The organism is Liquorilactobacillus nagelii DSM 13675 (assembly GCF_019444005.1).
Lineage (GTDB): Bacteria > Bacillota > Bacilli > Lactobacillales > Lactobacillaceae > Liquorilactobacillus > Liquorilactobacillus nagelii.
Map to the genome: position 1 here is coordinate 17,068 of NZ_CP049305.1, position 26,040 is coordinate 43,107.

25 protein-coding genes and 2 pseudogenes are annotated in these 26,040 nt (G+C 36.9%); 14 read left to right on the forward strand and 13 right to left on the reverse strand.

The window, feature by feature from the left end; all coding sequences use genetic code 11:
* Nucleotides 1–259: 259 nt before the first annotated feature.
* The 4 genes from prgO to G6O73_RS12425 form a co-directional block, all read right to left on the reverse strand.
* The gene (gene prgO / locus G6O73_RS12410; RefSeq protein WP_003691188.1) at nucleotides 260–538 is read right to left on the reverse strand and encodes a DNA segregation protein PrgO; all 279 of its coding nucleotides are present in this window, start codon (nucleotides 536–538) and stop codon (nucleotides 260–262) included.
* Nucleotides 516–1,421 carry a ParA superfamily DNA segregation protein PrgP gene (prgP, locus tag G6O73_RS12415; RefSeq protein ID WP_003691186.1) on the reverse strand — a complete coding sequence of 302 codons (906 nt, stop codon included), beginning with the start codon at nucleotides 1,419–1,421 and terminating at the stop codon, nucleotides 516–518. Before prgP ends, prgO begins: the two co-directional genes overlap by 23 nt.
* A gap of 1,660 nt (nucleotides 1,422–3,081) precedes the next feature.
* Nucleotides 3,082–4,032 carry a magnesium transporter CorA family protein gene (locus G6O73_RS12420; RefSeq protein WP_003687914.1) on the reverse strand — a complete coding sequence of 317 codons (951 nt, stop codon included), beginning with the start codon at nucleotides 4,030–4,032 and terminating at the stop codon, nucleotides 3,082–3,084.
* A gap of 94 nt (nucleotides 4,033–4,126) precedes the next feature.
* Nucleotides 4,127–5,215 (reverse strand): glycosyltransferase, encoded by a 1,089-nt coding sequence (locus tag G6O73_RS12425; RefSeq protein WP_003687916.1) that lies wholly within the window; start codon nucleotides 5,213–5,215, stop codon nucleotides 4,127–4,129.
* Nucleotides 5,216–5,492: 277 nt separating this feature from the next.
* Between G6O73_RS12425 and G6O73_RS12430 the strand changes: the two genes are divergently transcribed.
* Nucleotides 5,493–6,350, forward strand: coding sequence for an SDR family oxidoreductase (locus G6O73_RS12430; protein ID WP_003687917.1), 858 nt, complete (start codon nucleotides 5,493–5,495; stop codon nucleotides 6,348–6,350).
* A 261-nt stretch (nucleotides 6,351–6,611) separates the two neighbouring features.
* Here G6O73_RS12430 and G6O73_RS12435 read toward each other — a convergent pair whose 3' ends face one another.
* The gene (locus tag G6O73_RS12435; RefSeq protein ID WP_010078379.1) at nucleotides 6,612–6,983 is read right to left on the reverse strand and encodes a general stress protein; all 372 of its coding nucleotides are present in this window, start codon (nucleotides 6,981–6,983) and stop codon (nucleotides 6,612–6,614) included.
* Nucleotides 6,984–7,518: 535 nt separating this feature from the next.
* Here G6O73_RS12435 and G6O73_RS12440 point away from each other — a divergent pair.
* From G6O73_RS12440 to G6O73_RS12460, 6 genes and pseudogenes are all read left to right on the forward strand, one after another.
* Nucleotides 7,519–8,124 (forward strand): recombinase family protein, encoded by a 606-nt coding sequence (locus G6O73_RS12440; protein WP_057884665.1) that lies wholly within the window; start codon nucleotides 7,519–7,521, stop codon nucleotides 8,122–8,124.
* A 119-nt stretch (nucleotides 8,125–8,243) separates the two neighbouring features.
* Nucleotides 8,244–8,483: pseudogene (locus G6O73_RS12890) on the forward strand (replication initiation protein); the annotation flags it as partial.
* Between the two features lie 9 nt (nucleotides 8,484–8,492).
* Complete coding sequence (locus tag G6O73_RS12445; RefSeq protein ID WP_057884664.1) at nucleotides 8,493–8,972, forward strand: helix-turn-helix domain-containing protein; 480 nt, start codon at nucleotides 8,493–8,495, stop codon at nucleotides 8,970–8,972.
* An 84-nt stretch (nucleotides 8,973–9,056) separates the two neighbouring features.
* Nucleotides 9,057–10,126 (forward strand): IS3 family transposase gene (locus tag G6O73_RS12450; RefSeq protein WP_143788684.1). Its coding sequence is split into 2 segments (ribosomal slippage): nucleotides 9,057–9,294 and nucleotides 9,294–10,126, totalling 1,071 coding nucleotides; the frame shifts between segments, so codons are not numbered across the junction.
* A 31-nt stretch (nucleotides 10,127–10,157) separates the two neighbouring features.
* Nucleotides 10,158–10,535, forward strand: a pseudogene (locus G6O73_RS12455) (transposase); the annotation flags it as partial.
* Entirely contained in the window at nucleotides 10,532–11,431 is a 900-nt protein-coding gene (locus G6O73_RS12460; RefSeq protein ID WP_076621452.1) for an IS3 family transposase, read from the forward strand. The pseudogene G6O73_RS12455 and the gene G6O73_RS12460, both read left to right, overlap by 4 nt.
* Nucleotides 11,432–11,551: 120 nt before the next feature.
* Here the strand turns inward: G6O73_RS12460 and G6O73_RS12465 are convergent, their stop codons facing one another.
* The 3 genes from G6O73_RS12465 to G6O73_RS12895 form a co-directional block, all read right to left on the reverse strand.
* Entirely contained in the window at nucleotides 11,552–12,517 is a 966-nt protein-coding gene (locus G6O73_RS12465; RefSeq protein ID WP_003691075.1) for an AEC family transporter, read from the reverse strand.
* Nucleotides 12,518–12,551: 34 nt separating this feature from the next.
* Nucleotides 12,552–14,174, reverse strand: a complete 1,623-nt coding sequence (locus G6O73_RS12470) for a malolactic enzyme (RefSeq protein ID WP_057885064.1) — start codon at nucleotides 14,172–14,174, stop codon at nucleotides 12,552–12,554.
* Nucleotides 14,175–15,184: 1,010 nt separating this feature from the next.
* On the reverse strand, nucleotides 15,185–15,337 hold the full coding sequence (locus G6O73_RS12895; protein ID WP_235805044.1) for a type II toxin-antitoxin system RelB/DinJ family antitoxin: 153 nt from the start codon (nucleotides 15,335–15,337) through the stop codon (nucleotides 15,185–15,187).
* A gap of 548 nt (nucleotides 15,338–15,885) precedes the next feature.
* Here G6O73_RS12895 and G6O73_RS12480 point away from each other — a divergent pair.
* Genes G6O73_RS12480 through G6O73_RS12490 form a run of 3 tightly spaced genes read left to right on the forward strand, consistent with a single transcriptional unit; the run spans nucleotide 15,886 to nucleotide 17,076 of the window.
* Nucleotides 15,886–16,167, forward strand: coding sequence for a type II toxin-antitoxin system RelB/DinJ family antitoxin (locus G6O73_RS12480; protein WP_002824592.1), 282 nt, complete (start codon nucleotides 15,886–15,888; stop codon nucleotides 16,165–16,167).
* A 46-nt stretch (nucleotides 16,168–16,213) separates the two neighbouring features.
* Nucleotides 16,214–16,399, forward strand: coding sequence for a hypothetical protein (locus G6O73_RS12485; protein WP_002824594.1), 186 nt, complete (start codon nucleotides 16,214–16,216; stop codon nucleotides 16,397–16,399).
* The gene (locus G6O73_RS12490; protein WP_057885063.1) at nucleotides 16,396–17,076 is read left to right on the forward strand and encodes an ATPase; all 681 of its coding nucleotides are present in this window, start codon (nucleotides 16,396–16,398) and stop codon (nucleotides 17,074–17,076) included. Before G6O73_RS12485 ends, G6O73_RS12490 begins: the two co-directional genes overlap by 4 nt.
* On the opposite strand, the gene G6O73_RS12495 is transcribed toward G6O73_RS12490, so the two are convergent.
* Entirely contained in the window at nucleotides 17,066–17,344 is a 279-nt protein-coding gene (locus tag G6O73_RS12495; protein WP_002824595.1) for a hypothetical protein, read from the reverse strand. The two genes, G6O73_RS12490 and G6O73_RS12495, sit on opposite strands and share 11 nt — an antisense overlap.
* A 16-nt stretch (nucleotides 17,345–17,360) precedes the next feature.
* Nucleotides 17,361–17,576, reverse strand: coding sequence for a hypothetical protein (locus G6O73_RS12500; protein WP_002824596.1), 216 nt, complete (start codon nucleotides 17,574–17,576; stop codon nucleotides 17,361–17,363).
* 269 nt (nucleotides 17,577–17,845) lie between these two features.
* On the opposite strand from G6O73_RS12500, the gene mobQ reads away from it, so the two are divergent.
* The gene (gene mobQ, locus G6O73_RS12505) at nucleotides 17,846–19,906 is read left to right on the forward strand and encodes a MobQ family relaxase (RefSeq protein WP_057885062.1); all 2,061 of its coding nucleotides are present in this window, start codon (nucleotides 17,846–17,848) and stop codon (nucleotides 19,904–19,906) included.
* Nucleotides 19,907–20,089: 183 nt separating this feature from the next.
* On the forward strand, nucleotides 20,090–21,214 hold the full coding sequence (locus G6O73_RS12510; RefSeq protein ID WP_057885061.1) for an ArdC-like ssDNA-binding domain-containing protein: 1,125 nt from the start codon (nucleotides 20,090–20,092) through the stop codon (nucleotides 21,212–21,214).
* Between the two features lie 154 nt (nucleotides 21,215–21,368).
* Here G6O73_RS12510 and G6O73_RS12515 read toward each other — a convergent pair whose 3' ends face one another.
* Complete coding sequence (locus G6O73_RS12515; RefSeq protein ID WP_021353390.1) at nucleotides 21,369–21,458, reverse strand: putative holin-like toxin; 90 nt, start codon at nucleotides 21,456–21,458, stop codon at nucleotides 21,369–21,371.
* 38 nt (nucleotides 21,459–21,496) lie between these two features.
* On the opposite strand from G6O73_RS12515, the gene G6O73_RS12520 reads away from it, so the two are divergent.
* Nucleotides 21,497–21,856, forward strand: coding sequence for a Hachiman antiphage defense system protein HamA (locus G6O73_RS12520; RefSeq protein WP_245002975.1), 360 nt, complete (start codon nucleotides 21,497–21,499; stop codon nucleotides 21,854–21,856).
* Here G6O73_RS12520 and G6O73_RS12525 read toward each other — a convergent pair.
* A protein-coding gene (locus tag G6O73_RS12525) for an IS3 family transposase (protein ID WP_143788684.1) occupies nucleotides 21,791–22,860 on the reverse strand; the annotation gives its coding sequence in 2 pieces (ribosomal slippage) (nucleotides 21,791–22,623 and nucleotides 22,623–22,860; 1,071 coding nt in all). The genes G6O73_RS12520 and G6O73_RS12525 overlap by 66 nt on opposite strands.
* 288 nt (nucleotides 22,861–23,148) lie before the next feature.
* Between G6O73_RS12525 and G6O73_RS12530 the strand changes: the two genes are divergently transcribed.
* The gene (locus G6O73_RS12530) at nucleotides 23,149–25,053 is read left to right on the forward strand and encodes a heavy metal translocating P-type ATPase (RefSeq protein WP_057885395.1); all 1,905 of its coding nucleotides are present in this window, start codon (nucleotides 23,149–23,151) and stop codon (nucleotides 25,051–25,053) included.
* Between the two features lie 153 nt (nucleotides 25,054–25,206).
* On the opposite strand, the gene G6O73_RS12535 is transcribed toward G6O73_RS12530, so the two are convergent.
* The gene (locus tag G6O73_RS12535; RefSeq protein ID WP_056992520.1) at nucleotides 25,207–25,959 is read right to left on the reverse strand and encodes an MIP/aquaporin family protein; all 753 of its coding nucleotides are present in this window, start codon (nucleotides 25,957–25,959) and stop codon (nucleotides 25,207–25,209) included.
* Between the last annotated feature and the right edge of the window lie 81 nt (nucleotides 25,960–26,040).

Here is a 26,040-nt window from a genome sequence, read left to right on the forward strand (position 1 = left end):
ATCTAATAAACTTGATGTCAAAATACAGTATAGTAACAAAAAAGATACTCTGAAAATTAAGCAGAGTACCTTTCTGTTGATATTAGTGGATGTTTTTCGGATGATGAGGATTAATCATATTTTGAATGTAGTTAGTTACCTAATATTTTTTTCTTCACGATTCAAAACTTTAACCTGATTTGCTTGATTTGGGTGTTTCTTGAGATAACTTATTATTTATAACTGAATGCTTATTCTCATTGATTTTGTTTGTTGAATTTTATTTTTCATTTTGTTTTAACATAAGCAGGATCGTTTCTTTTTGCCGTTGAGAAACATTATTATCCAAGTAGGTTTTACACATCTGATTAACTAAATCGTACATCTTAGTATCGGTAACGACAGACATACTTTTAATTAAGTCATATACAGGTGGATCAACCTTAATGGTCTTTCGTTCGTTAGCCTTATATTCTTTTTTGATTGAAAGATTTCTGCTAACATCGGCAGTATTTTTGATGTTTGGTTGAACATTGTTATCCCTCTTCAGTAAAGCCACTAAGCGTCAGCCCCTTTCCTTTTTCAGTGAGCCTATTATTATTAATAAATTCATGTTCATATTTAAAATCTACGACATCACCAGTTTTTTCAAAAGATTTGATTCTTAATAATAATTCTTTGAATATATCTGCATATAGTGCAAAAATTCTTTTATCATGAAAGTCTTCAAATTGAATTCCTTGTGCTGTGTACCATTCCAATCTAGCATGATTGTTAATAATGTTATTAAATACGTTATCACGGCCAAAATATTTTATGGTTTCATCAACTATTTTTTGCTGTAAAGGTCTACGCGCCTGTAAAAGAACTGGCAAGACACCAGCAACTTGAACATTAATCATATTCCCAAAATCATTTACCAAAGTTTGTAAATATGTAAGAATAAGACGCTTTGATCCATCGAAAGCAAATTGTTGTGTCTCTTGAATAACAATAACATAGTCGGCACAAACCATAGCATTATCGACTTTAATATCTGTGGAAGGTGGAACATCAATGAAAATAAATTCATAGTTATCTTTGATCTGATCTAAAAGTTTTTTTAAATAGAAGGTCTTATCTGTTAATGATTTAAACTTTTTATCCAGGAATTCGGTATAGTTACGCATGTCATAGTCGCACCCAATTAAATCTATCTTCGGAGCTAAGTGTACAATTCCTTGCGACAGGTCTTCTTTTTCCAAGCAGGCCATTAAAGTGTTTGGAATTTCAGGATTTCCGAAAGTCTTTGATAAAAACTGAGTTGCATTCCCCTGTAGATCTGTATCTATGACTAACACTTTTTTATTAAATACGGTGGCGGCCACTACTGCTTCCATTACTGTGTCTGTTGTTTTACCTACGCCACCCTTTTGTTGAGCGTTAATTATTGTATACGTCATTTAGACACCTCCATTAAATACATAGTAAGTCAATTTTATTTAAAAGTAAAGTAAAATGTAGTAAATCTCCTTTATACTTGTTTATCAAAAAGAGAAAAAGAGATTATGCTCCTAAGAGAAAAGGAGAAAAAGAGATTAATCTCCTATTCTCTTAGTACCTTAAGAGAAAAGGAGATTAAGAGAATAAACACTATAAAAAGGCCTTCTAATCAATAATAATAATTTAAAAAGGAGAAAAAGAGATTAAGAGAAAAAGAGATTAGTGTAAAAAGAGATTAAGAGAAAAGGAGAATAGTGTACTAAGAGAAAAGGAGAATAGTGTACTAAGAGAAAAGGAGAATAGTGTACTAAATTATCAAAAGGTGATTTTTTGCATAATAGCTTTACACTAGAGATGAAAAGGAGTAATCTATAAATAACAAAAAGAAGCTTATCTATTGATAGATAAGCTTCTACATAAAAGAAAAAGCCACCCAATATTGGCGTATTGGAATGACCCGAACTAAGTCTTTATTTATGGTCTCATTGTAGCACATTTTACTAGTGTGTTCAATGTGGTGATTTTCAAAACTCAGGAGACAAGCTGAGTAGTAGGTTAGTAGTACATAGGTTTCATATTTCGATATGCGACAGCTGCTTATGGATGAACGCTAAAAAGTAGACATCTGGTGAACTCAGCCAGAACTTCACAAAAATAATTGAGTAGTCTATGGATTCTGTAATCTGATCTGTAGGCTGGGTTCAGAGCCGACCTGCAGACATAGAAGCTGCTGACTAATGGCTAGAGTGGTAACATGAATGGAGTCTTAACATACAGTAAGGGCATGTTTTTGCTGGTGAGTAAAAAACTTAATTGTTAAGATAGCTGTAAGAAGCTGAAACTAGATTACTTGTGAGTGAAGCGAGGGGAAACCTCAAAAACTGAGCTGCACGTTATTTTTTTGTTTTTCTCTGCAAAATTAAGGGAAAAACTTTGCTCATATCGCTTCAGGCTTCCTAAAAACTAAGCCAGCCAAGAACAGAAGTCAACTAAAGGTATTCATATTTATTGAATAACTTGTTAAGAATGTAAGTGAGGTTTCAAAGTAGGGGATTTGAAATTCACAAGTTCAGAAAGTTAGGTTAATAAGAATCTTGCGAAGTAAAATAACTATACCAATTTTAGTTAAGAAATTGGTAAAATTAGTAAGTTGATTTTAAGTTGCTGAGTAGGGTAGTTGCGAGTATACAGCGGTATACTTAGATTAAGATGCATTATGTAAATTAAAAAGTTTTTTAACTAGTAAACATGCATGTTAATATATAAAAACACCAGGATAACTAAATCCCAGTATTTTTGTATCTACTTCTTGTTATTTCTAAATATCAAGTATATGATAAATAGTTGAATAACTAGAGAAACAGATAAAGTAAATGTTACTTGCAAAGCGTAGCATACAGTTTAATTAAAGGCAACCAGCCTTGTGTTGTAGCCATTTACCAGTATAGCATACTGGACTTGATAGCTATGAAATGATAATACGTAGGTAAGGTAAATGGAAAACAAGGGGTTTTATCCTTTTAAGTGGACTTAATCAACCCACGTCACTCACGGGCTCTCAGACTTAACTCTCTGAGGGCCTATTTTTTGTATTAATTTTCTTTTATTTACCTCATGGTTTCAAAGGTATTTTATATGCTTTAGTACAATGTAACATGTTAGGGTAGCAATAACGGTAATTATGGATACAATAAAGAAACCAGGCATTGAAGATTGGAAGGGAACCTTAGTATTAACACCCCAAAGGCCAACTATGATAGTGGGAATAGTGATAATAATTGATAGTTCTGTTAAAATTTTCATAATGATATTTAACTGATATGAAATGATATTGCTGAACATGTCACTTAATTGGGAAATTAAGGTAGTTAGGGTTTTTGCTAATTTTAGCGTTTGCAATCTTTGGATACGTAGTTGGTATTGCTTGTCCTTATACTTAGCGTTGTTTAAAAAGAGTTTTTCACAGTGTTCTAAAATATATTGGAAGGTTTTTTCATTACTTTCTAAAGCGCTTTCTAAAAACACGATGCTTTTTTGACAAGCAGCAAGCCTGTCTAACCCAGCGCTGTTAGTTTGGAGCTTATGAATATTTCTTTCTATTCCTATTATTTCACTTTCTATTTTTAGAAGCTGTTTTTTAAATTCTTCGTAAACTGAACTTATAAGGTGTATGGCTAACTCTTCTTTATTATTATTAACTTCGCCTAATTTTTTTGGGGGGGCTATGAAAGGTAAAATAATGTCAGTAACGGTTATTATGGTACTATCAACTAGCAGTATTAGTAATGGATAGCCCGTAGTAACATTATTTTTCCCAAATGTACCTTCTCCAGCACATAACAATAATATTTCAGTAATTTGCTGCTGTTTTAGATTAGTAATGTAATTAATGTGAGAGGCTGTATTTAAATTAGAACTTTCGCGAATAATATCTCTAGGTAAAAAATATTTTGACGTAATGTATTTTATTTCCTCCTCAGTCGGTTTTATTAAACTAACCCAGTCGATCCGTTCTTTTTCTTGTGCCACAAGTATTTTCTTATTTTTAAAAATATAGTTTTTTAAAATCATGTTCACCTCCATAAAGAATAAAAACTCTTCATATTATACCTACTTGGTCCCAAACAAATCCATATTTGGCCATATGAATAGGGAAAATTTAAATTTAATTTTGCTCATTTAATTGACTAAAAAGTAAATTCCATTTTTCATTAATATAAGGTAGTCGGAAGTCGTGTGACCGTTGTGTTGCAAGGTTTCCAAATTTTTGTCGCAAGTCAATATTTTTCAATAATGGTAATAGTTTTCTGTAGAGATGCTCTGTATTATGGTCTGCGATTATTATTCCATATTTTCCACTTTGTAAATATTCTTGTGAACCTGTATTCCACATACTCACAATTGGCAGCCCAAAGTTCATAGCTTCACCGATAACTAATGGAAATCCCTCCCACCTAGAAGTTATTACAAAGATTGAGCCATTTCTATAATGTTCTTGTAATTCCTCGTCGGGTAAGGAATCTAAAATAATAAATTGTTTCTCTATTTTTTTGCTATGAACCTCATTTTTTAACCATTCTTTGTCAGGCCCATCACCAGCCAACTTTATTTGCCAATTATCGGGCAAGCGTTGCGCCAATTCTAACAAATAGTCAAGTCCTTTATGTTTTACATCTGTTCTGCAAACAGCTACAATAACATTTTTATTCAAGTTACTTTTATGATTAGACACCAGCGTAACTGGGTTATGGATCTTTATTGTATTAACATTATGTTTTGAAAATTTTAAAAGGTCGCTTTCTGTTAAAGTTACGACTGTATCCACCGCTTCAAGTCCAGCAATAAATTCAACCCGCATATCCTGATAGTATTCTTTCATATAAGTCTTATAATTATTGTGCATCCAAGCGATTAATTTAGTGGTAGGATTTGCTTCCTTTATTAACGGACTAAAGCTAGTAAAGAGTCCTGCATTCAGAAGAACAATATCGATCTTCTCTTTTTTTATGGTTGTGTTTAAATCTGCAATCTGTAACTTGAATTTTTTTAGTGGGAGATCTTCACGGAAACTTTTTCCTGAATTTATTGGATGTTTGGCTTTAATCAAAGGAGCTTCTAAATGGAAAAAAGAACCTGCTGAGGACAATGAATAATAAAAGATATTGTGTTGTTTAGCTAAGCTATTACCAACAACGGTGGCAACTCTTTTAACCCCATCCATTTTTAAGTTTTCTATACAAATTAAAATGTTCATACTATTAACCTTCCTTAGTGACAAGTTAAGAACTTGCTTTAAATTTTAGAGCTTGGGAAAATTAAATTTAAAAAAGAAGCAGTGCAGCTAAGCTTTCACCGTCTTTACTGCTTTATATAGTAGGTTATTGAATATAAGTAGAGCTTAACAATAAATGTTTACCAAAACAAATAATTTGTATTTAAAAAGCTAAACCATTACGCTTGGATTAAGTTTTAAATACACGTTCCGTTTTTGAAACCAATATTTTTTAACCCTATTAAGGAGGCTGATTGTGGTGGTAAAAGACCAAGAACCTAAAAAAGATTATTTGATAAACGATACGGAAAAGGAGTTGAAGCATGCACCCTTACTGGAAGATCCAAATTATATTCCAGCTCACAAACTTGAAGGGAAAGTTGCAATAATTACAGGAGGAGATAGTGGTATCGGAGCTGCAACTGCGATTTTGTTTGCTAAAGAAGGCGCAGATATTGTAATAGTGTATTATGAATCTGATAAAGATGCTAATAATATAGCTAAAAGAATACGGGAAATAGGCCGCCAAGTTTTAGTTTTATCGGGGGACATTGCTGATGAAGGCTTTATTAAAAAAATAACAGCAGAAACTTCACAGAAGTTTGGTCATGTTGACATACTTGTCAATAATGCTGGTGAACAACATGTTCACGAACATTTTTTAGATATTCCAATGAGTGAAGTCACAAGAATTTTCAAAACAAATGTTATAGGTATGTTTATGTTGACTAAAGCAATATTTCCTCTATTTCGAGAGGGTGGCTCAATAATAAACACTACTTCTATTACGGCATATGCAGGCTCACCTGTCCTTGTTGATTATTCTGCAAGCAAAGGAGCAATCTTATCTTTTACTCGGTCATTAGCGCAGAATGAAGACATATTAGAAAAAAAGATTAGGGTAAACGCAGTAGCACCGGGGCCAATCTGGACACCACTAATTCCTGCAACTTTTACTTCTGAACAACTAAAAACATGGGGCAAAAGTAATGCACTTAAAAGGCCAGGTCAGGCTTTCGAAGTAGCTCCAAGTTATTTATTTTTAGCAGCTGAAGAAAATAAATATATTACTGGACAAACTATCCATGTTAATGGTGGTTCTGTTGTTAACGGATAACGCTTAATTAGTTGAATTATAAGCGCTCCTTTTATTCTCACAATTTTGCTTAGTGTTTTAGCTTCACTAGCATAAAAATGCTCACTATACTTGTCCAATCTATGTGCACTGTGTACTAGCTATAATAACAACTTGAAATTAAAGTAACCCCTTAGTGATCGGTGATCACTAAGGGGTTACTTAGTTGGCAATTTATTTTAACTAGGTGACCGATATTAATTAATAATTATTTTTTAGGTTTATTTTATATTTGTCTAAAGGTTATTTATTTCGTTGTTCTCCGCCTTTTTTTCCAATCTTTTCATAAAAATCTTTATCATGTGACTTAGCAGTTGTTTTTCCGCCTTTTTTCCCAATTTTTTCGTAATGGTCTTTATCATGTGACTTAGCGGTTGCTTCTCCGCCTTTTTCCCCAATTTTTTCGTAATGGTCTTTATCATGTGACTTAGCGGTTGCTTCTCCGCCCTTTTCACCATTTTTTTCGTAAAAGTCATCACCATGAGAATCGGCAGTTGCTTTTCCGCCTTTTTTCCCAATTTTTTCATAATAATCTTTATCATGTGACTTAGCAGCTGCTTCCCCGCCCTTTTTTCCGGCTTCTGAACGAGTTAATTTATCATCTTTATTACTCATAACTTGTTCCTCCTTATCATGATATTTTTTATTAAGCATAAGGTATTACTAATGCATATCATTACCTTTAGGCTTATAGTCATAGTACAGCCTATAGAATTTAAAGTCAAAACATCTGTTTTATTTATTTTGATTGAAATTATTGCCAAAATAACATACTTTAAATTCTCTTTACTTAGAAGGCTAATTATTTTATTTTAAAACACTGGCCATAATTTGAGGTTTTTCCCGAATGTATAAATAATTTTAGAAGAGACTACAATTTGCCGTAAAATTTAAAAAAGAATGTTAACAAGGTGAAAGCGCCATTATTATGTAGTATAATTAAAAACACTTTTATATAGATAATAAAAAATCTGGATAACCAAAATTTTACAAACTATAATTATCGAAAAAAACAATTTCTTTGGTTTTTAGAATGTTGTTTAGCTTTTAAAGTGTTTCTTTTAAGTGTACCCTAGTGGTACATTTTTTTAGTTGTGTTATACTAAGAAAAACGTCTGTACCATTTAGATGTACCAAGGAGGATTCAGAAGTGAAAGTCGGATATGCACGGGTTAGTACCGCTGAACAGAACTTAGATCGTCAATTAGAGGCACTCAAAAAAGCTGGTGTGCAAAAAATCTTTGCCGAAAAAATTTCGGGGAAGAATGCAGACCGGCCTCAATTAAAAGTTATGTTGGAATATATTCATGATCAAGATGAGATTGTCGTCTTGAGTTTGGATCGTTTAGGTCGAAGTTCACGTGACTTGACGGAAATTATTGAAGAAGTCCGCCATAAGGGAGCTGTGCTAAATATTTTGGACTTACCAAGTTTCGCAGGGGTCGAAGACCAAAATTTGAAGGCTTTATTATCTAACCTAGTATTGGAGATCTATAAATACACGGCTGAAGAAGAACGGCGCAAAATCCGCGAACGCCAACGGCAGGGAATTGAGCTGGCTAAACAACGTGGCGCTTATAAAGGCGCTGTCCGTTTGTATGCACCAGATTCACCTGACCGCCGGAAACGTTATCTGTATCATCAGATAGTGCAAATGCTGCAGCAAAATCCACCAGTGCCGATTGCACAGATTGCTAGAACAATTGGGACTTCAAGGTCACAGATTTATCGGATTAAGAAGTTTTCCAACCTTTGATCGAGTAAAAGTGATGCTACATATATTATGGTGGTTGAAAAGAGTTGTTGATGTACTAAATTGGAGTTAGCATAAGAAAGAGTAAAGAAGAACTAGCTGCAGCTTATTTTTTAATATTAGAAAGAAAAGATACAAACGACTTCTCACAAGGACAATTTCAAGATGAACGTCAAAAGCTTTTCAATATTCAGCATAATAGTGAACTAACAGATTAAGAGAAATGGCGTGCAACGGATAAAGTTAAGGGACTACCACTAGGGTCCATTGAAAAACAAGCTTTAGCTGAACAGCAGATTGAACACGATAAAAAGATCAGAGATCAAGCGAGACAAGAAGCACTTGCTGAACTCCGAAAGGGTTTGGAAATAATGCCTAAAACTATTAGAGAACTTGCTAACGAATTTGGTGTATCAAAACAAGCCATTAGGAAAAAACTAGATGCAAACTTTAGAGCAAACTATGTGCAAACAGTTCCTAGGAACGGAGTACAAACCTTAGTTGTCAGTAACTCAGGATATTTGCTGTTAAAACAACATTTTGGTGGTAACAACCAGGAACTTGGAAAGGAAACATTTACTAGTAACACTGGTAACATAAGTATAAATACAATAGAATTGCTCAACCAGCAATTATTAACCAAGGATAACCAAATTAAAGAAAAAGATGAACAAATAAAATTAATGCAAAAATTATTGGATCAGTCACAACAATTGCAATTGATGGCTGAAAAGAAAATTGAAAAATTTGAGGCTATTCCTTCTGAAAAATATTCGGTTGATAAAAATATTAATGCTAATGATATAGAGAACAAAAGTTTGAAGTCTCGCTGGTGGCATTTTTGGAAATAATGGAGATGCTCCTATACTGAAATTTGGTACCAAAATCATTAGATTTTGTGTCATAATGATAAAAATCAGAATAGGAGTTTTTTTATGAAATATTATTCAGATGAATTTAAAAACAACATCGTTAAGCTTTATCACAATGAAAATCGTTCAAAGAAATCCTTAGCCAATGAATATGGGGTTCATCCAACCACCATCAGTCATTGGATCAAGCGGGCCAAATTAGTTGAACTACCTGACGGTGGCGTAACGAGTGTTGAAGCCTTCAAGCAACTACAGAAAGAAAACCAGCAGTTAAAAGAAGAAAATGAAATTTTAAAAGCAGCGGCGGTGTTACTGGGAAGGCATTAGGCAAAGTTAAAGCCATAGACTTTATCAACGAACAATTATGTAAACACCGCCTCTGGATAATCTTGAAAGCCTTAGGGCTTTCTAAAAGTACGTATTATCATTGGAAACACTATCAGACAAGTCGTCATGATAAACAAGATACGATTTTAAAAAGCCAGATCTTTGAAATTTGGAAAAATAATTATAAAGCCTATGGGTACCCTCGGATCACAATTGCCATGAGAAGACTTGGTGTAGTCATTGGCCCCAATCGTGTCTACCGATTAATGCAGGAGTTAGGCATTCGATCACTAATGGGGCGGCGTTTTAAGAAGCCAGGCACTCATGTAGATTATTCTCAACGGCCTAACTTGATTAAGAACCATCCAATCGGAACTATTTGGCGTGCTGACATAACCTACCTAGAACTAAGACCAGGCACTTGGGTTTATCTAAGTACCATCTTTGACCAAGCTAGTAAGCAAATCATCGCTTTCAACATTGGCAAGGAGATGGCATCGAAACTGATTATTAAGACATTGTTGCAAGCCTTGAGCAGGGCTTCTAAGCCAACCTTTTTGCACTCTGATATGGGTTCACAATACACCAGTATTGCTTATGAAGGCCTGTTAAAGCGGCACCTGATTAGGCATTCATATTCCAAACAAGGTTATCCATATGATAACGGTCCGCTCGAAGCTTTCCATTCGCTACTTAAACGAGAATTTATTTTTCAAACACGTTTTACTAGTTTTGAGGACTTAGTCCTCAGAGTTGAAAATTACATTAACTGGTATAACACCGAAAGAATTAGGATAAACGGCTAATTTTTTTAGTACCAAAACTTGACGTAGGAGCAAACGAAGAAGAGTTAAACGAAGTTTCTCAGTTGAGTTTAAAGTTGATGTGATAAACTACTATCAAACTCATGATGAAACTTTAGCCGAAGTATCCGCAAAATTTGATGTTAATTCTTGTCAAATCAGTCTTTGGAGGACAGCCTTCAATCAGTATGGTATAGAAGCCTTGAAGCCTCATCCGAAAGGCAGAAAAACCAAAGTGAAACATAATAAGAAGAAATTACGTAAGTTAGTAAACAAGAACGAAATCGATCAACTTCGTGAAGAATTGACGAAAAAGAATCAAGAATTATATGATGCAAAATTGGAGAACGAAATCTTAAAAAAATCAATGACCCTGTTCGGAACCTCAAAGGACGAAAGAAAACACAAATAGTTGATCAGATCAGGGTCGAACAAGAGTCTCTTCCGAAATCTAACCGGTATAAAGTCGGCGATATTCTTAAGACCATTGGACTTAAGAAAGCGACTTATCATGATGAACGTAAACGTATCAAAAATTATGTAGATAAGTATGAAGATGTAAAAGTAGAGATACTAAAAATTGCCGAAAGCGGAAGATATCGCGGACGTCTAACCTACGGTTATCGTCGCGTTCAAGAAGAGCTCATTAAATTAGATATCCATCTATCAGACGCCGTAGTGCGTCGTTTGATGGATGAATTAAATGTTCAAGTAAGCCTTTATAACCGCCACAGAAATGGTAGATATTCATCTTATAAAGGTACAGTTGGAAAAGTGGCCCGTAACGTTCTACATCAGCATTTTAATGAAACCGTACCTTTCAAAGTATTACATACCGATGTTACACAAGTACGCTTGGCCGATACTAAGTGGGCTTACGTTTCAGCTATTACTGACGAAGCAAGCAAGGAAGTTTTAGCATTTCAAGTAAGTAATAGTCCTAACAGTAAACTAATTATGGATACACTCGATGAACTCACAGAAAATATTCCGGAAGGAATAAAACCAATAATTCATTCAGATCAAGGTTGGCATTATCAATTGAATTACTATACCGATAAACTCTCTGAAAAAAAATTTATACAAAGCATGTCTCGTAAGGGAAACTGTCTTGATAATGCGCCAATTGAAAGCTTCTTTCATCTTCTTAAAACAGAATGTCTTAATGGATTTCCACAGTGTAAAGATATTGGAGAATTCAAGGAAATCACAAAGAATTACGTCGATTGGTTTAACAATCGACGAATATCACAGAAAACAAAAGTCATGACTCCCTGCGAATACAGGGAACATGCCTTAGCAGTTTAAAAATATTCAATTTTGTCTAACTTTTGTGTTGCACTTTAAACCGCAGAATGTTTGACGACTTTTTTTATATTTTAGAGGAGGATCTGAATTTGTTTGAATGTGTGAATGTATTTAAATCAATTAAATCAAGTTAGCTACTTGCATTAAGATTGGCACAACAATTACGAACAAGACAGTTGATGTTGTAACAAGGTTAGTAGCGTAGTCAACATCACCATGTGATTGATCAACTAGAATAGGTAGGACAGCTAAACCAGGAGCAGCTGATTGAATGATGAATGAGTTTGATTCGATAGTTGGTAATGAAGTACCCATCATTGAACCACCAATAAGAATAATGCTAATCATGATTGCAGGAGCAACCACAAATCTACCTAATAGAGCTAGGATTGTATCACGGTCGAATCTGATTGATTTCAAACCTGCATCGGCTAAGATAATACCGATGTAGATCAATGACATTGGTGTAACGATACCACCGACCATGTCCAAAGTCTTGTTGATCCAGTCAGGAACTGGGATAGCAAGTAGTAAGAAAACAAGTGATACTAAGAAACCAACAAGTGGAGCAGGAAGTAATTTTTTCCAGTTAAAGTCTTTCTTAGCACCCTTTTCAACGGTTGGATCATCACTTGAGATGAAGAAGATACCAACAGCCCAAGTTGAAATTGTATTCATAACATAGTAGATAAGGAAGTAAGGTAAACTCTTAGTTCCAAATAAAGCCATGTTTAGAGGTAAACCGATAAAGATGGTATTAGCATTAACGAATATGTTAATGAAAGTACCACGACGGCCCTTTCTAATACGGAAGACCTTTGTTAAGATCCATGCAATGATGTAACCAATCGTGAAACTGGCGAAGGTAAAGATCAGTCCGCCGGACAAACTTGCTAATTTATCTCTGTTCAAATATTTAAGAACAGAGACGAAGATTGAAGCAGGTAAAGCAATTTTCATAATGATAAATGAAATATTGCCTTTAAATTCGTCGCCTAAACGTCCTGATCCTCTTAGCCAATACCCCAAAGCAATGACAAGAACGATTTCAGCAACACTTTCAAGTGAAGTGATAAATGCAGCCATGAATAAATTCCCCTTTATTTAACAAAAATTTTAATTAATATTTAGGTTCCCACTTAAGATCAGCAACTGCTTTTTTAGCGTCTGTAGCAGTTGTTAATTTTTCGTCAATAGCTTGTTGAGCAACACCATTGGCAACAGTCATACTGAACTTGTCTAGTTGTGAAACTGGAGGAAGAACAGCAGCACCAGGTTGTGTAGGATCAACGATACCACCCAATGAGTGAGCAGCTTTGTTGATCATGCCATCTGAAAGAATCTTAGCATTAACAGCCATAGAACCAAGACCAAGACCTGGGTAAACTAAAGCGTTATTTGCTTGACCGATATGATATGTAACACCATTGTATTCAACGGGTTCAACAGGAATACCAGTAGCAATAAGAGCCTTGCCATCAGTCCATTTCAAAAGGTCTTCAGCCTTAGCTTCAGCAAGCTTTGTAGGATTTGACAATGGGAAGATAATTGGACGTTCTGTATGAGCGGCCATTTCCTTGATAACAGCTTCTGTAAAGGTACCAGGTTGTGTTGAAGTACCAACAAGAATAGTAGGGTGAACAGCTTTAACAACAGCTTCTAAGTTTGTTAATTTATCAGCATTAGCAAATTCACTACGTTTTCTTGTAAATGGCTTTTGTTCTGGTGTTAAATCTTCAGTATCATCGAACAAAAGACCTTGTTTGTCGACTAGGTAGAAATGTTTTCTAGCTTCATCTTCAGAAAGTCCTTCTTCAACCATTGCATCGAAGATTCTCTTAGTAATACCAGCACCGGCAGTACCAGCACCAAATGATAGATAAACTTGATCTGTAAGTTTTTCCTTGGAAATATTCAAAGCACCAAGAATACCAGCAAGAGTAATAATACCTGTACCTTGAATGTCATCATTGAAGGTAAGAATATTATCTTTGTACTTATTTAAGATGTTAGCAGCATTGCTACGGCCAAAGTCTTCAAAGTGAAGATACATATCAGGGAATAAGTTTTCAGCAGTTTCAACAAATTTGTCAACGAAGTTGTAGTACTTGTCGCCAGTAACACGTTCGTGATGATTACCCATGTATAGATCATCAGCTAATAATTCTTTTCTGTTTGTACCTACATCAAGGACAACAGGAAGAACTGATTTAGGATCAACACCAGCAGCAGCTGTGTAAACCATTAATTTACCAACAGAGATGTCAACACCTTGAACACCCCAGTCACCAATACCAAGGATACCCTCACCATCAGTAACAACGATTAACTTGATATCGCGACCAGCAGATGCATTCTTCAATGATGCTTCAATATCATCTTGATCATCGATTGATAAGAAAGCGGCATTTTGTGGATCTAAGAAGAGGTGACTGTAGTTTTCAATTGTGTCAGCGATTGTTGGATCATAAACAACTGGCATAAATTCATTAACATGTTGACTGAATAACTTGTAGAATAAAGTAACATTTTCATTGAAAAGATCCATCAAATACATTCTCTTAGCCAAGAATGTATCCTTATTAGAATAGTTTTCATAAGCTTGTTCGACTTGTTGATCCAAAGTTTGCACGAATGGTGGCAACAAACCTTCGATGTGATTTTCTTTTCTTTCTTCCTTAGTAAAGGCAGTACCTTTATTTAAGAAGTGATTGTTTAATAGATCTAAACCCTCATATTTCATAAAATGATTCCTCCTAATTTAATTTTCTAACCATAATCACATTATAATAAAAAGTATGATTTGTTATATCAATATATATAAACATAATTTTCATATGTTGAATTTATAGAAAATATTAACTTAGCATATTTTTTTTTATATATTGTTTTCTTAACTAACTTTTAAGGAGTATCATAGACCATAATAAAAAATATAGTCAAATATATTAACTTGGTAGATTGCAAATTTAATCCGAATTTTTTCAGGATCATCTCACTCCTTTCGGTATCATTCTACGCCATTTGATACCGAAATCATATAAATGATACTGATAAAGTAAATAATATCTTTAATGGCATTGATTATAATCAAGCTAGTTAGCTTGCGCTGTTTGCGCAAAACTCGGTCTGAAGGGCTCCTGCTGAAGGCATACTTATGATGCAAAATCATTCGGCCGACAGCCCCCGTCTGGCATGCGGGTTGCTTGCCAAATTAAAATAACCCCCAACATCTATAATTTAAATGTTGGGGGTTATTTGTATGCTTATATTCTTTATAGTCCTCACTGTGTGTGCCAATCGCTACTAGATAAAACTGATCTAGTATTTGTGCATACACCAACAAATGATCGCCATTATGGCATCGAAATATAATTCCAGAACTTTAAATTTTACATCTTGTCGTGGAACACGCTTTTTAAGCTGTTGTATCACTTTCTTAGGCAAATTCAGTGGGTGGCATAGAAATATTCTAGAATGCTCTTATCTGTTAAAAAACAGTCAATTATGTAATTCCAAGGAGACCGTGCCTCGGTATCGAAAGGTACCTTTCGATTAAAAATTGGCTGCCATCTGGGATTCTTCACAACTTTATATTACCGTTTAGACTGAGTGGTTGGAGCTATTTTACTCATTTAACAACTGCTCCAAGTCTTGCTTATTGGTCGCGCTCTTTAACTCTGTAGTCCCTGCAAGGTCGTCTGCCACCTCAGTTAATGACCTGGCAACCTGATTGTTTGGGAAACCATAATATTATGGTTTCCCATTGTTAGCCACGGTTGTCACAACTACCCGCATGAATTCGGACATAGTTAACCCATGTTGAGCCAGTTGTTCCTGGGCCTTTTTCTTAATTGCTGGGTCGATTCTAGTGTTAATTCTGGAACTAGTTGCTGTGTTAGTCATTATCATCAGTCCTTTTTTTAAAACTGTACGCCATTTGTCACACAAAGTAAAAAAGGAGTGTTCTTATGCAACAAATTGTTCTACCAATCAAAGATTCGAATGTTCTCAAAGAGGTTCAAGATGCCTTACTAGATAGCTTCAAAGCTGGTTGTCGTAACTATAGATTTTTATAAGTAATCATAATTACCAATAACCCTTCAAAAACATCACAAAAATGACCTCTAATATCTATAAGTTAGATGTTGTAGGCTATTTTACAAGTATTGTAATTATCAGTCAGTATTTGTAGATGGAAAATTAAGATTTAATCATTATCTTTTGATTTATTCACTTTAAGAGAGAATATAAAATAATTCATTTGGCAGTTATAGTTAGTTGTTCTAAGTCGACTTTAAAATTCGTCTATGAGTGTTTTAGAGGAGTTACATTCATTGCCATTACTAAAAGGGCAGCAAACTCAAATTCACAGTTTTTAAAGCCTTATTTAATTGAATTGGTACTCAAAAGTTAGTATAATGTGAGTAGTAAATGAAAGAGGCGAGACAATCATGGCAGTTAAGGAAAAGAAACGGGTACAAGTCCAGATTGACAAAGACTTGGCCGATAATACCGAAGCCGTTTTAAGTGAGTTGGGTCTAAACCAAACCACAGCGATTAACATGTTTTACAAGCGGATTGTGGCAGACGGAGCATTACCGTTTACACCAGCCTTAAGTGAAGCAGAAAAAGCTAATTTAGGCTTTTTAAAGGCTACCAAAGATACGCCAGTAATAGAGTTCAAAGACACTAAAGAAGTCACTGATTGGGTCAATGATCCGGAACAGGACTAGTTGTTTATCAGATTAAATAAATTAATAACTAGGGAGTATGATTAACATGAAAGATACAATCACAATTAACGACTTTTTAGAAACCGCAAAAGAAACGGATTTAAAAGATTTACTCGATAAGTCATTACATGATCCAGACCCGGAAAAGCGCAAGGTATATGACGCTTTATATACCTACCTTTTAGATAAAAGGCAAGATGAGGTTATTAAGCGAAAGGATTTTGTCCGTTGATAAACAAACCCCAATATATTATTGTTGCCGGTATTAACGGAGCAGGAAAGAGTACTCTTTACGATACGTTACCCATATTGTTTGATAAAACAAAACGGATTAACGCTGATGAAATTTTAAGACAAATGGGTGGCGATTGGCATAAAGACAGTGACAACTTAAAAGCCATGCGAGAGGAAATAAAGCAACTACACTATTCCTTAGATAACCGCCAAAGTATTCACGTAGAAACGACACTTGCAGGCAGAGGTAAAGCTCAACTAAATTTGATTGATAAAGCTCACGAAAATGGCTTTGAAGTGACTTTATTGTATGTTGCCTTGCGAGATGAAAATTTAGCCATCAAGAGAGTAAAAGAACGGGTACAAAAGGGTGGACATGGTGTACCAGCAGAGACTATCAAAAAACGTTATCGGCAATCGAATCATAACTTGCCAGAAGTGGCTTTTAAAGTTGATAAGGTAATGATCTATGATAACAGTGAAAAATTTACTCCTGTTTATGTAAGAGAAAAAGAACAAATAATTAAGAATAATTTGAGCCATTTTCCTTGGATAAATCAAAATATTACTTGTTCAGAAAATGTGCAAAAGCAGTTAAAGAATTTTGCAGATCAGAACCCAGAAGTTAAACCTAAAAATGATCCAGAAAATAAAAACGATCGGCCTAGTTATTAGGTTGATCGTTTTTTAGTTTATCCGGTTTATGTTCATTAACATAATCAGCAAATATTTTTAAAAGTTCCTCGGTTTGTTCAACTGATAAATTATCGGCCTGAAAGTATTTTTCTAATAAAGCGCCCTTTTGAATTAAACGTCGAGAACGGGCTTTACGAGCTTGACGTTTGTTATAGTATTTTGATTGACGAAGTTGAAAATCTTCTCGCTCTATTTTCTGTTTTAATCTTGCTTGTTGTTCAACTAGCTTTTCATATTGATTAGCCATAACACAACCCCATTATTTATAACTGATTATGTGCTTGATTTTCTTTTAAAAACTCGGCCACTTTTTTGGATAAAGACTTGATATTATCATTAGACAAATCAGCATAATCTAAATTTGCTTGACTGATAATCTGTTTACCCAGCCTTTGTTCAATCTTATTTTTTTCGTCCTTGATTTTCTGATTAAGGGCTTTTAATTTAGCTTCTTGTTTTTGAATTGATGTTTGAGCCATAAGATAACCTCCAAGTTCAATTAAATATAATTATTGTTTATAATATCATAATTCCATTATATGGTCAATAAAAAAAGTTGAAAAAGTAAAGCTACAATAGTACACTAAATGTAATAAAAAGGGATCAGCAGACCGAATGAAATGAGGTCAATGTGCACTTACACATAGAATGAATTCTATGTTGTACTAACCCCAAAATCCTGTATTAGAAGTCGCCGATGGCGACAACAAAGTCAAGCCCATAGAATCAAAGTAAAGAGGTGACTAACATGGCAATATTTCATATGAGTTTTAGTAATATTAGTGCTGGTAAAGGACGCAGTGCCATTGCCAGTGCCGCTTATCGAAGTGGTGAAAAATTATTTGATAATCAAGAAGGTCGCCGATATTTCTATGCCCGATCGGTAATTCCAGAAAGCTTTATTTTGACCCCAAAAAATGCACCAGCATGGGCCAGTGATCGAGAAAAATTATGGAATGAAGTAGAAAGAAAAGATCGGCGAGCAAATTCTCGGTATGCAAAAGAATTTAACGTGGCTTTGCCAGTTGAATTAAGTGAATCCGAACAGAAAGAATTACTGACAAAATATGTGCAAGAAAATTTTGTCGATCAAGGTATGGTAGCTGACGTAGCAATTCATCGCGATCACCCAGACAATCCGCATGCACATGTGATGTTAACCAATCGCCCATTTAACCCCGATGGTAGTTGGGGATTAAAAGCAAAGACGCAGTACATTAAAGATGAAAATGGCAAGCAACTTTTAACCAAAAGCGGGTTTCCAAAACAAAGAAAAATTTGGTTGGTTGATTGGGATAAAAAGGAAAAAATTAATGAGTGGCGAAAAAATTGGGCGTTGAGTGTTAATCAGTTCTTAGCACAAAAAAATATTCCGGATCGGATTAGTGAAAAATCGTTTGTCGATCAAGGGATTCAAGAGACACCTACCCAACACGAAGGCATTAACAGCCAAAGAAAAAATCGAAAAGCATTTAATCAACAAGTTAGAGCGCAAAGAAACGCTCAAGCTAAATATCATAATCTTGACGAAAAGATAAGAAATCATGAACATTTTGACGCGTTAACTGACGAGCTATTGTTCTCTGAAAAACACACAATTAGTCATCTAAGTCAGCAATTGAAAACCTATGTCGATTTAGAACATTTAGATGATAAACAGCGCATGCTGTTTAATTGGAAAAACAGCTTATTAATCAAACATGCCATTGGTGAAGATATAACCAAGCAACTGCTGACTATTGACCAGCAAACGACATCACTAGAACAAGCTAATCAGTTGTTAAATAAAGTGGTGGAACGAGCAACGAAAAAGCTTTATCCGGAACTTAATTTTGAACAGACAACCGCAGCTGAACGACGGGAACTGATTAAAGAAACTAATAGTGAACAAACGATTTTCAAAGGTAGCGAATTGGCAGAACGGTTAGCGGATATTCGAAACGACTTATTAACCCAGCAATTATTGACGTTTACCAAGCGGCCATATACCAGCTGGCAGTTAGTTAATCAGCAAGCCCAAACAATTGAGAAGCAATTAACCACGGTACTAGCCAAACATGGTCACCAGTTAGACGATTTGAAGCATACTGATCGGGGCATGCTAGCCGCTTATCAACCTAACGAACTCGAATTCATTTCTAAAGCGGTCAAAGATTTACGGGTCATGCGGGAAGTTAAAGCCGTGGTGCAAACCCAATACGACAGCATTCTAACGACTGCTTTTCCGGACAGTGACCTCGATAAGCTAGAGACGATTGACAAGGAGCAAATCTATACCGCTGTGGTTTACTATGATCCAGAATTAAAGCCATTAAGCGCCAATGATCTTAGTCAATTGCAACAGCAGCCACCGGTCGTCTTTACTAGTCAGCAACACCAAGCTGGTTTGAATTACCTGTTAGGTAAAATGGAATTAAAAGATATTCAGAACCACCGATTACAACGGGTCTTAAAACATGATGGCACTCGGCAACTGTTTATCGGCGAATGTGGCCAAGATCCTAAGTTGGATCACAAACAAATTGAAATGGTGCAAACCCGTTTGAAACAACAGACAACGCGGTTTGATCAATATAGGCAGGCTCAAGTTAAAGACTATCGGGCCATTAATTACCACCCAACTAGCCCGAAAAACTACCTGACTAATATTTTGGACGAAGCCTTAATAACCATTTTATATGCGAAGAACACGGACTATCTAAGAAAGCAGCAACTACGTGGCTTAAAAGAGACCGAGTGGGCAATGACGAAAAAGCAGCGGCAACATCAAACTCGAAACCGGCATGAAGATGGGGGCATGCACTTGTAATCTAAATGTAAAATTAAAAGCGCCTATAAGTATTTAAAAGAAATTACTGAAAATGGGGCTTATTATCAAGTGGCTTGGCAAAAATTAGCCGATGGCTACGTTGCCCTTTATGGCACGACCCCGATTCAAATAAGATCATTGCCAACATTGAATGATATTTTTGAAGATGAGGAGGGGTAACTTATGCCAAATAAAGCAGATGTTAAGGCTTGGAAAGCACAATTAGTCGCCCAAGCCGAACAACAAATCCTAAAATTAACCGATAGTGACCGATTTAAACAGTATCTCAATACCCTGGCTAAATTTCATCATTATAGCGCCAGAAACATTGATTTGATTTATGCGCAAAATCCGCAAGCTACTCAAGTCGCGGGCTTTAAGCAATGGCAGACGGCTTTTAACCGCACCGTCAAACGAGGCGCAAAAGCGATTCGGATTGCGGCCCCGATTATTAAGAAGTTAACACCAGCCGAGAAAAAGCGTCTTGATACCACCGATGAACGCGCCATTGTCGGTTACCGTTATCTACCCGTCTTTGACGTGTCACAAACTAGCGGTGAGCCAGTGTTAAGTGCCAAGGATTTTGTCAAAGAAAATTTAGCCGATCATCAGAATGTGACAAGCTTATATAATGCGTTCAAAGATTATTTAAACCAGCAAACCGACCTTAAAGTCAGCGAAGTGCCTTTAGCGACGCTAAATGGGGCTAAGGGGTATTTTCAACCCAGCACTAATGAAATCGTCATTGGTGGCGATGAGCCCGACAATGCTTTGAAACTAAAGACGTTATATCACGAATATGCGCATAGCCAGCTACACGGATTAAAATCAGCCTTTAAAGATCGGCCACGAGCTTATCAGGAAACCCAAGCCGAAGCGGTTGCATATGTTGCCATGCAAAATATTGGGGTTGATACGGGCAATTACTCCCTCGGTTATGTAGCTACCTGGGCCAAAGATAAAGCTGTGATCCATAGTGCTTTAAGTGAGATCCAGCAAGTGAGCAACAAAGTGATTGAGCTTAGCGACGGGTTAACCAAACAATTAGGCTTACAAGAAGCCCAAAAAGAGCCTGAGCATGATCTAAAAAAGTTATCAGCCCATGATCTTAATAAGTCCTACCAAAGCTTGCAGCAACAAGTTCAGCAAGCAAGGAACCCACAACAAAAATCAGAACTAAAAAATAAACTAAATGATATACACCATGAAATCAGTAATCGAACACAAAAACAGCTACAAGCATTTGCTGAAGAAAATCCAGAAATTAAACAACCAGATTCTGAACCCGATCAAAGCCTAAAACGTTAGCCAGTTTTTAAGGGACATGCTATAATGTAATAAGAAAGGGAAGCCCTGCGCTAACAAGACTTCCCATGCAAGCCGCTTCAAAGGCGGTGGCATTAGTTAACTAAACGATACTGTCGTCCCGTAACTCGCCAAAGTTATGATCGGGGCGGCTTTTTTATTTGTGGTGCTTGTCGATATAGCTGAGTAGCGCAATTAAAAACGTGCCAAACAGCAACATCAACGAGAGTGTCTGGAAGACGCTCATTGACTGTGAAACCTTCCTGAAGATTATTCCATGTTCCCATGGGCCTCACCTCGCAAGGGAAAAGACAGCTAATCCTTGGAGTATCTCAATTAAGTAATAATCTCGAAAATGCAATTAGTAATGTAGTAAAAAAGATAGCAAATTTCGACAATAACCAATCTAACGAAATGGTATTGGCTAATGACATAGTTGATCGTTCAATTATTTATACACAATTTGGAGAAAGTAAGAGTAAGGCCATTATTAAGTTGATAGCGCCAACAGAAACCGATTTTGAAGATATTGCTTCATATTGCTTATTGCTCCTACGTCAAGTTTTGGTACTAAAAAAATTAGCCGTTTATCCTAATTCTTTCGGTGTTATACCAGTTAATGTAATTTTCAACTCTGAGGACTAAGTCCTCAAAACTAGTAAAACGTGTTTGAAAAATAAATTCTCGTTTAAGTAGCGAATGGAAAGCTTCGAGCGGACCGTTATCATATGGATAACCTTGTTTGGAATATGAATGCCTAATCAGGTGCCGCTTTAACAGGCCTTCATAAGCAATACTGGTGTATTGTGAACCCATATCAGAGTGCAAAAAGGTTGGCTTAGAAGCCCTGCTCAAGGCTTGCAACAATGTCTTAATAATCAGTTTCGATGCCATCTCCTTGCCAATGTTGAAAGCGATGATTTGCTTACTAGCTTGGTCAAAGATGGTACTTAGATAAACCCAAGTGCCTGGTCTTAGTTCTAGGTAGGTTATGTCAGCACGCCAAATAGTTCCGATTGGATGGTTCTTAATCAAGTTAGGCCGTTGAGAATAATCTACATGAGTGCCTGGCTTCTTAAAACGCCGCCCCATTAGTGATCGAATGCCTAACTCCTGCATTAATCGGTAGACACGATTGGGGCCAATGACTACACCAAGTCTTCTCATGGCAATTGTGATCCGAGGGTACCCATAGGCTTTATAATTATTTTTCCAAATTTCAAAGATCTGGCTTTTTAAAATCGTATCTTGTTTATCATGACGACTTGTCTGATAGTGTTTCCAATGATAATACGTACTTTTAGAAAGCCCTAAGGCTTTCAAGATTATCCAGAGGCGGTGTTTACATAATTGTTCGTTGATAAAGTCTATGGCTTTAACTTTGCCTAATGCCTTCCCAGTAACACCGCCGCTGCTTTTAAAATTTCATTTTCTTCTTTTAACTGCTGGTTTTCTTTCTGTAGTTGCTTGAAGGCTTCAACACTCGTTACGCCACCGTCAGGTAGTTCAACTAATTTGGCCCGCTTGATCCAATGACTGATGGTGGTTGGATGAACCCCATATTCATTGGCTAAGGATTTCTTTGAACGATTTTCATTGTGATAAAGCTTAACGATGTTGTTTTTAAATTCATCTGAATAATATTTCATAAAAAAACTCCTATTCTGATTTTTATCATTATGACACAAAATCTAATGATTTTGGTACCAAATTTCAGTATAGGAGCAATTTTACGCTAACTCGGACTTTTTCCAGCGGGCCTAAGCTGGCTGCTTTTGGATTTAAAAAATAGCACGTTTTAATCATAATCACTGTCAGCAATAATCAGCCCATCCGAAATTAATACTGTTATTTTGCAAAACTTGACGCCTATCAAGTTGCCCTCAAGCTGAACTCACTATACTAGGGTCATCAAATCAAATAAGGAGTTGCAAATTATGAAATTCCAATTATTTCTCACTAAACATACGAATCAAATTACATTAGTTACGGGGATTCTGATTGTCCTTGGGATGCTCAGTAAATATCTCTTACAATTTACGCTCGGTTACCAAGTCATTTTAGCAGTTGCTTCAATTATTGCCGTCATTCCGATTGCGGTTCGTGCTTGGAGCGCACTTCGGAACAAAGTTTTCAGTATTGAACTGTTAGTTAGTATCGCAGTGATTGGGGCATTCATTATTGGTGAATTCAACGAATCCGCAATCGTTACTTTCCTCTTCTTGTTTGGCTCCTATCTCGAAAGCAAGACCTTGCAGAAGACGCGGACCGCAATCAAAGGCTTGACTGACATGTCACCAACTACCGCAACTTTAGTTACTGATGATGGCACCGAAGAAGTCGACGTTGATGATGTGGACGAAGGTGACGTTGTCCTAGTTAAAACTGGGAGTCAGGTTCCCGTTGACGGGATTGTTGTTGAAGGTAACGGCTACCTTAACGAAGCCTCAATTACGGGTGAAGCACGCCAAATCAACAAGCAACTCAAGGACTCGGTTTACTCCGGAACAATGGTTGAAAATGGCTATCTGAAGATCAAAGCGACTCAGGTTGGCGACGACACGACTTTTGCCAAAATTATTGAATTGGTCGAAGAAGCTCAAGATACCAAGTCCAAAGCTGAAAAGTTCATCGACCGCTTTGCTCAATATTATACGCCTGCCGTCCTCGTTTTAGCAGTCTTAGTCTTCGCCTTCTCCCGTGACTTCCGCTTAGCAATCACGGTACTGGTTCTCGGTTGCCCAGGTGCCTTAGTTATCGGCGCCCCAGTGTCAAACGTTGCCGGAATCGGGAATGGTGCCAAGCGTGGTATCCTGATCAAGGGTGGTGAAGTCGTCGATACTTTTGCCAAAGTCGATACCCTGGTCTTCGATAAGACCGGTACTTTAACGGAAGGTAACACTGCCGTTACAACCATGCACACTTACACAAACAATGCGGATAATCAACTAGCTCTCGCTGCCGCTATTGAGGGCTTTTCCGACCATCCGTTAGGCCAAGCAATCGTCAGTTATGCCGACCAGCAGTCAGTGGGGGTCGCTCCCGTCCTAGATGACACTGGAACCGTTAAGGGTCAAGGAATCTGTGCACAAGTCGGTAAGCAAGAAGTTGTCATTGGTAATCAAAAAATGTTGACGGCTCATAATATCAAACTAAATCCTAATCAACTCAAAGATCTCAATGATTTACAAGCTGGTGGTCAATCAACCGTTATCATGGCAGTCGACGGACAAGTTCAACTCATCTTCGGGATTGCCGATACGATTCGTCCAGGCGTGAAGGACTCCCTCGCCGCATTAAAAGCCCAAGGAATCAAGAAACTCGTTATGTTAACTGGAGACAATGAACTCACCGCTCAAGCCGTTGCCAACGAATTGAACCTAGATGAAGTTCACGCCAACCTCTTGCCAGAAGAAAAAGTCGAATACGTTAAGAAACTAAAAGCAGCCGGTAACACGGTCGCCTTTATTGGGGATGGAATCAACGACAGTCCTTCAATCGCTAACGCCGATATCGGAATCGCAATGGGTAGTGGGACTGACGTTGCCATCGATACATCCGATGTCGTCTTGATGCAATCAAGCTTCCCCGCATTAGTACACGCCCACGGTCTCGCCAAGAAAACTGTCTCGAACACTCGTGAAAACATCTTCATCGCCATTGCCACCGTGGCCTTCCTACTGATTGGGCTAATCTTCGGTTATATCTACATGGCCAGTGGGATGTTTGTCCATGAAGCTAGTATCTTAGTCGTTATCTTCAACGCTATGCGGTTAATCAATTTCCAAACCAAGTTCGACAAACAACAACCAACTAAAACCATTCAAGCAGCCACAGCTTAATCAAGTCTCCCCAACTTGGTTACAGGCCTAGCAACCAATAACGGTCCGCCGACTAGTCTTCCCCAGCTAGTTGGCGGACCGTTTTAGCATATTGCAATCAAAAATGATAGACCAATAATAATTTCATAAATACGCTCGGTTAATTAATTGCGATTACAAACCAAAAAAGATCTTATAAATCCAAATTCCAATAACGGCACCAATAATTGGGGCAACCACGGGAACCCAACTATATTCCCAGTGAGAACTACCCTTGTTCGGTACTGGTAATAACGCGTGTACTAGCCGTGGTCCCAAGTCACGGGCCGGATTTAGGGCCGGACCGGTTGGACCGCCTAACGAAATAACCATGGCAGCAATCAAAAGTCCAACGCCAATATTGGCGATATCGATATTTTGATGAAAAAACATTCCGCGATATAATCCCATGGCACCAAAAATCAGGACTGCGGTTCCTACCATTTCCGTAACAAAACCGTTTAACTGACTGTTCGCATGATCACTATTTGCAAACGTCCCTAAGACCGCCTCATTATCAGTCGTTTGCCGATAATGGGGCCAGTACAGTGCCAAAATCAAGCATTGGCCTGCGATTGCTCCTAGAAATTGCCAGATTAAGTAAGGCGCAACGTGCGCCCAGGGAAAGATTCCAATCACGGCTTGCCCAATCGTAATCGCGGGGTTTAAATGGTTACCAGAAATCGAGCCAAACATCATGGCTGGGAGCATGACCCCCAGTCCATATCCCGATGCAACCAGGAGCCATCCTCCATTGGCGAGTCCTGGATCATCGTTACCAGTCGTGTTCTTCAGGAATGCGTTAGCGACAGCACCATTACCTAGTAGTACTAGGATCAGCGTGCCAAAAAATTCAGCGGCGTAGCGTGCTTCCCATGAACCTGTCATCTGTAAATCCTCCTCGTATGGTACCGAGCATCTATGATAATTTGAAGATACCAGATAAAACTATTTATGTAAACGTTTTAT

Excerpts from the sequence above, each read along its gene's own strand:
- prgP (WP_003691186.1), bottom strand. The coding sequence starts at position 1,421 with ATGACGTATACAATAATTAACGCTCAACAAAAGGGTGGCGTAGGTAAA.
- G6O73_RS12420 (WP_003687914.1), bottom strand. The coding sequence starts at position 4,032 with ATGATTTTAAAAAACTATATTTTTAAAAATAAGAAAATACTTGTGGCA.
- G6O73_RS12425 (WP_003687916.1), bottom strand. The coding sequence starts at position 5,215 with ATGAACATTTTAATTTGTATAGAAAACTTAAAAATGGATGGGGTTAAA.
- G6O73_RS12435 (WP_010078379.1), bottom strand. The coding sequence starts at position 6,983 with ATGAGTAATAAAGATGATAAATTAACTCGTTCAGAAGCCGGAAAAAAG.
- G6O73_RS12445 (WP_057884664.1), top strand. The coding sequence starts at position 8,493 with ATGCCTAAAACTATTAGAGAACTTGCTAACGAATTTGGTGTATCAAAA.
- G6O73_RS12465 (WP_003691075.1), bottom strand. The coding sequence starts at position 12,517 with ATGGCTGCATTTATCACTTCACTTGAAAGTGTTGCTGAAATCGTTCTT.
- G6O73_RS12470 (WP_057885064.1), bottom strand. The coding sequence starts at position 14,174 with ATGAAATATGAGGGTTTAGATCTATTAAACAATCACTTCTTAAATAAA.
- G6O73_RS12895 (WP_235805044.1), bottom strand. The coding sequence starts at position 15,337 with ATGACTAACACAGCAACTAGTTCCAGAATTAACACTAGAATCGACCCA.
- G6O73_RS12480 (WP_002824592.1), top strand. The coding sequence starts at position 15,886 with ATGGCAGTTAAGGAAAAGAAACGGGTACAAGTCCAGATTGACAAAGAC.
- G6O73_RS12485 (WP_002824594.1), top strand. The coding sequence starts at position 16,214 with ATGAAAGATACAATCACAATTAACGACTTTTTAGAAACCGCAAAAGAA.
- G6O73_RS12495 (WP_002824595.1), bottom strand. The coding sequence starts at position 17,344 with ATGGCTAATCAATATGAAAAGCTAGTTGAACAACAAGCAAGATTAAAA.
- G6O73_RS12500 (WP_002824596.1), bottom strand. The coding sequence starts at position 17,576 with ATGGCTCAAACATCAATTCAAAAACAAGAAGCTAAATTAAAAGCCCTT.
- mobQ (WP_057885062.1), top strand. The coding sequence starts at position 17,846 with ATGGCAATATTTCATATGAGTTTTAGTAATATTAGTGCTGGTAAAGGA.
- G6O73_RS12510 (WP_057885061.1), top strand. The coding sequence starts at position 20,090 with ATGCCAAATAAAGCAGATGTTAAGGCTTGGAAAGCACAATTAGTCGCC.
- G6O73_RS12515 (WP_021353390.1), bottom strand. The coding sequence starts at position 21,458 with ATGAGCGTCTTCCAGACACTCTCGTTGATGTTGCTGTTTGGCACGTTT.
- G6O73_RS12520 (WP_245002975.1), top strand. The coding sequence starts at position 21,497 with ATGGGCCTCACCTCGCAAGGGAAAAGACAGCTAATCCTTGGAGTATCT.
- G6O73_RS12530 (WP_057885395.1), top strand. The coding sequence starts at position 23,149 with ATGAAATTCCAATTATTTCTCACTAAACATACGAATCAAATTACATTA.
- G6O73_RS12535 (WP_056992520.1), bottom strand. The coding sequence starts at position 25,959 with ATGACAGGTTCATGGGAAGCACGCTACGCCGCTGAATTTTTTGGCACG.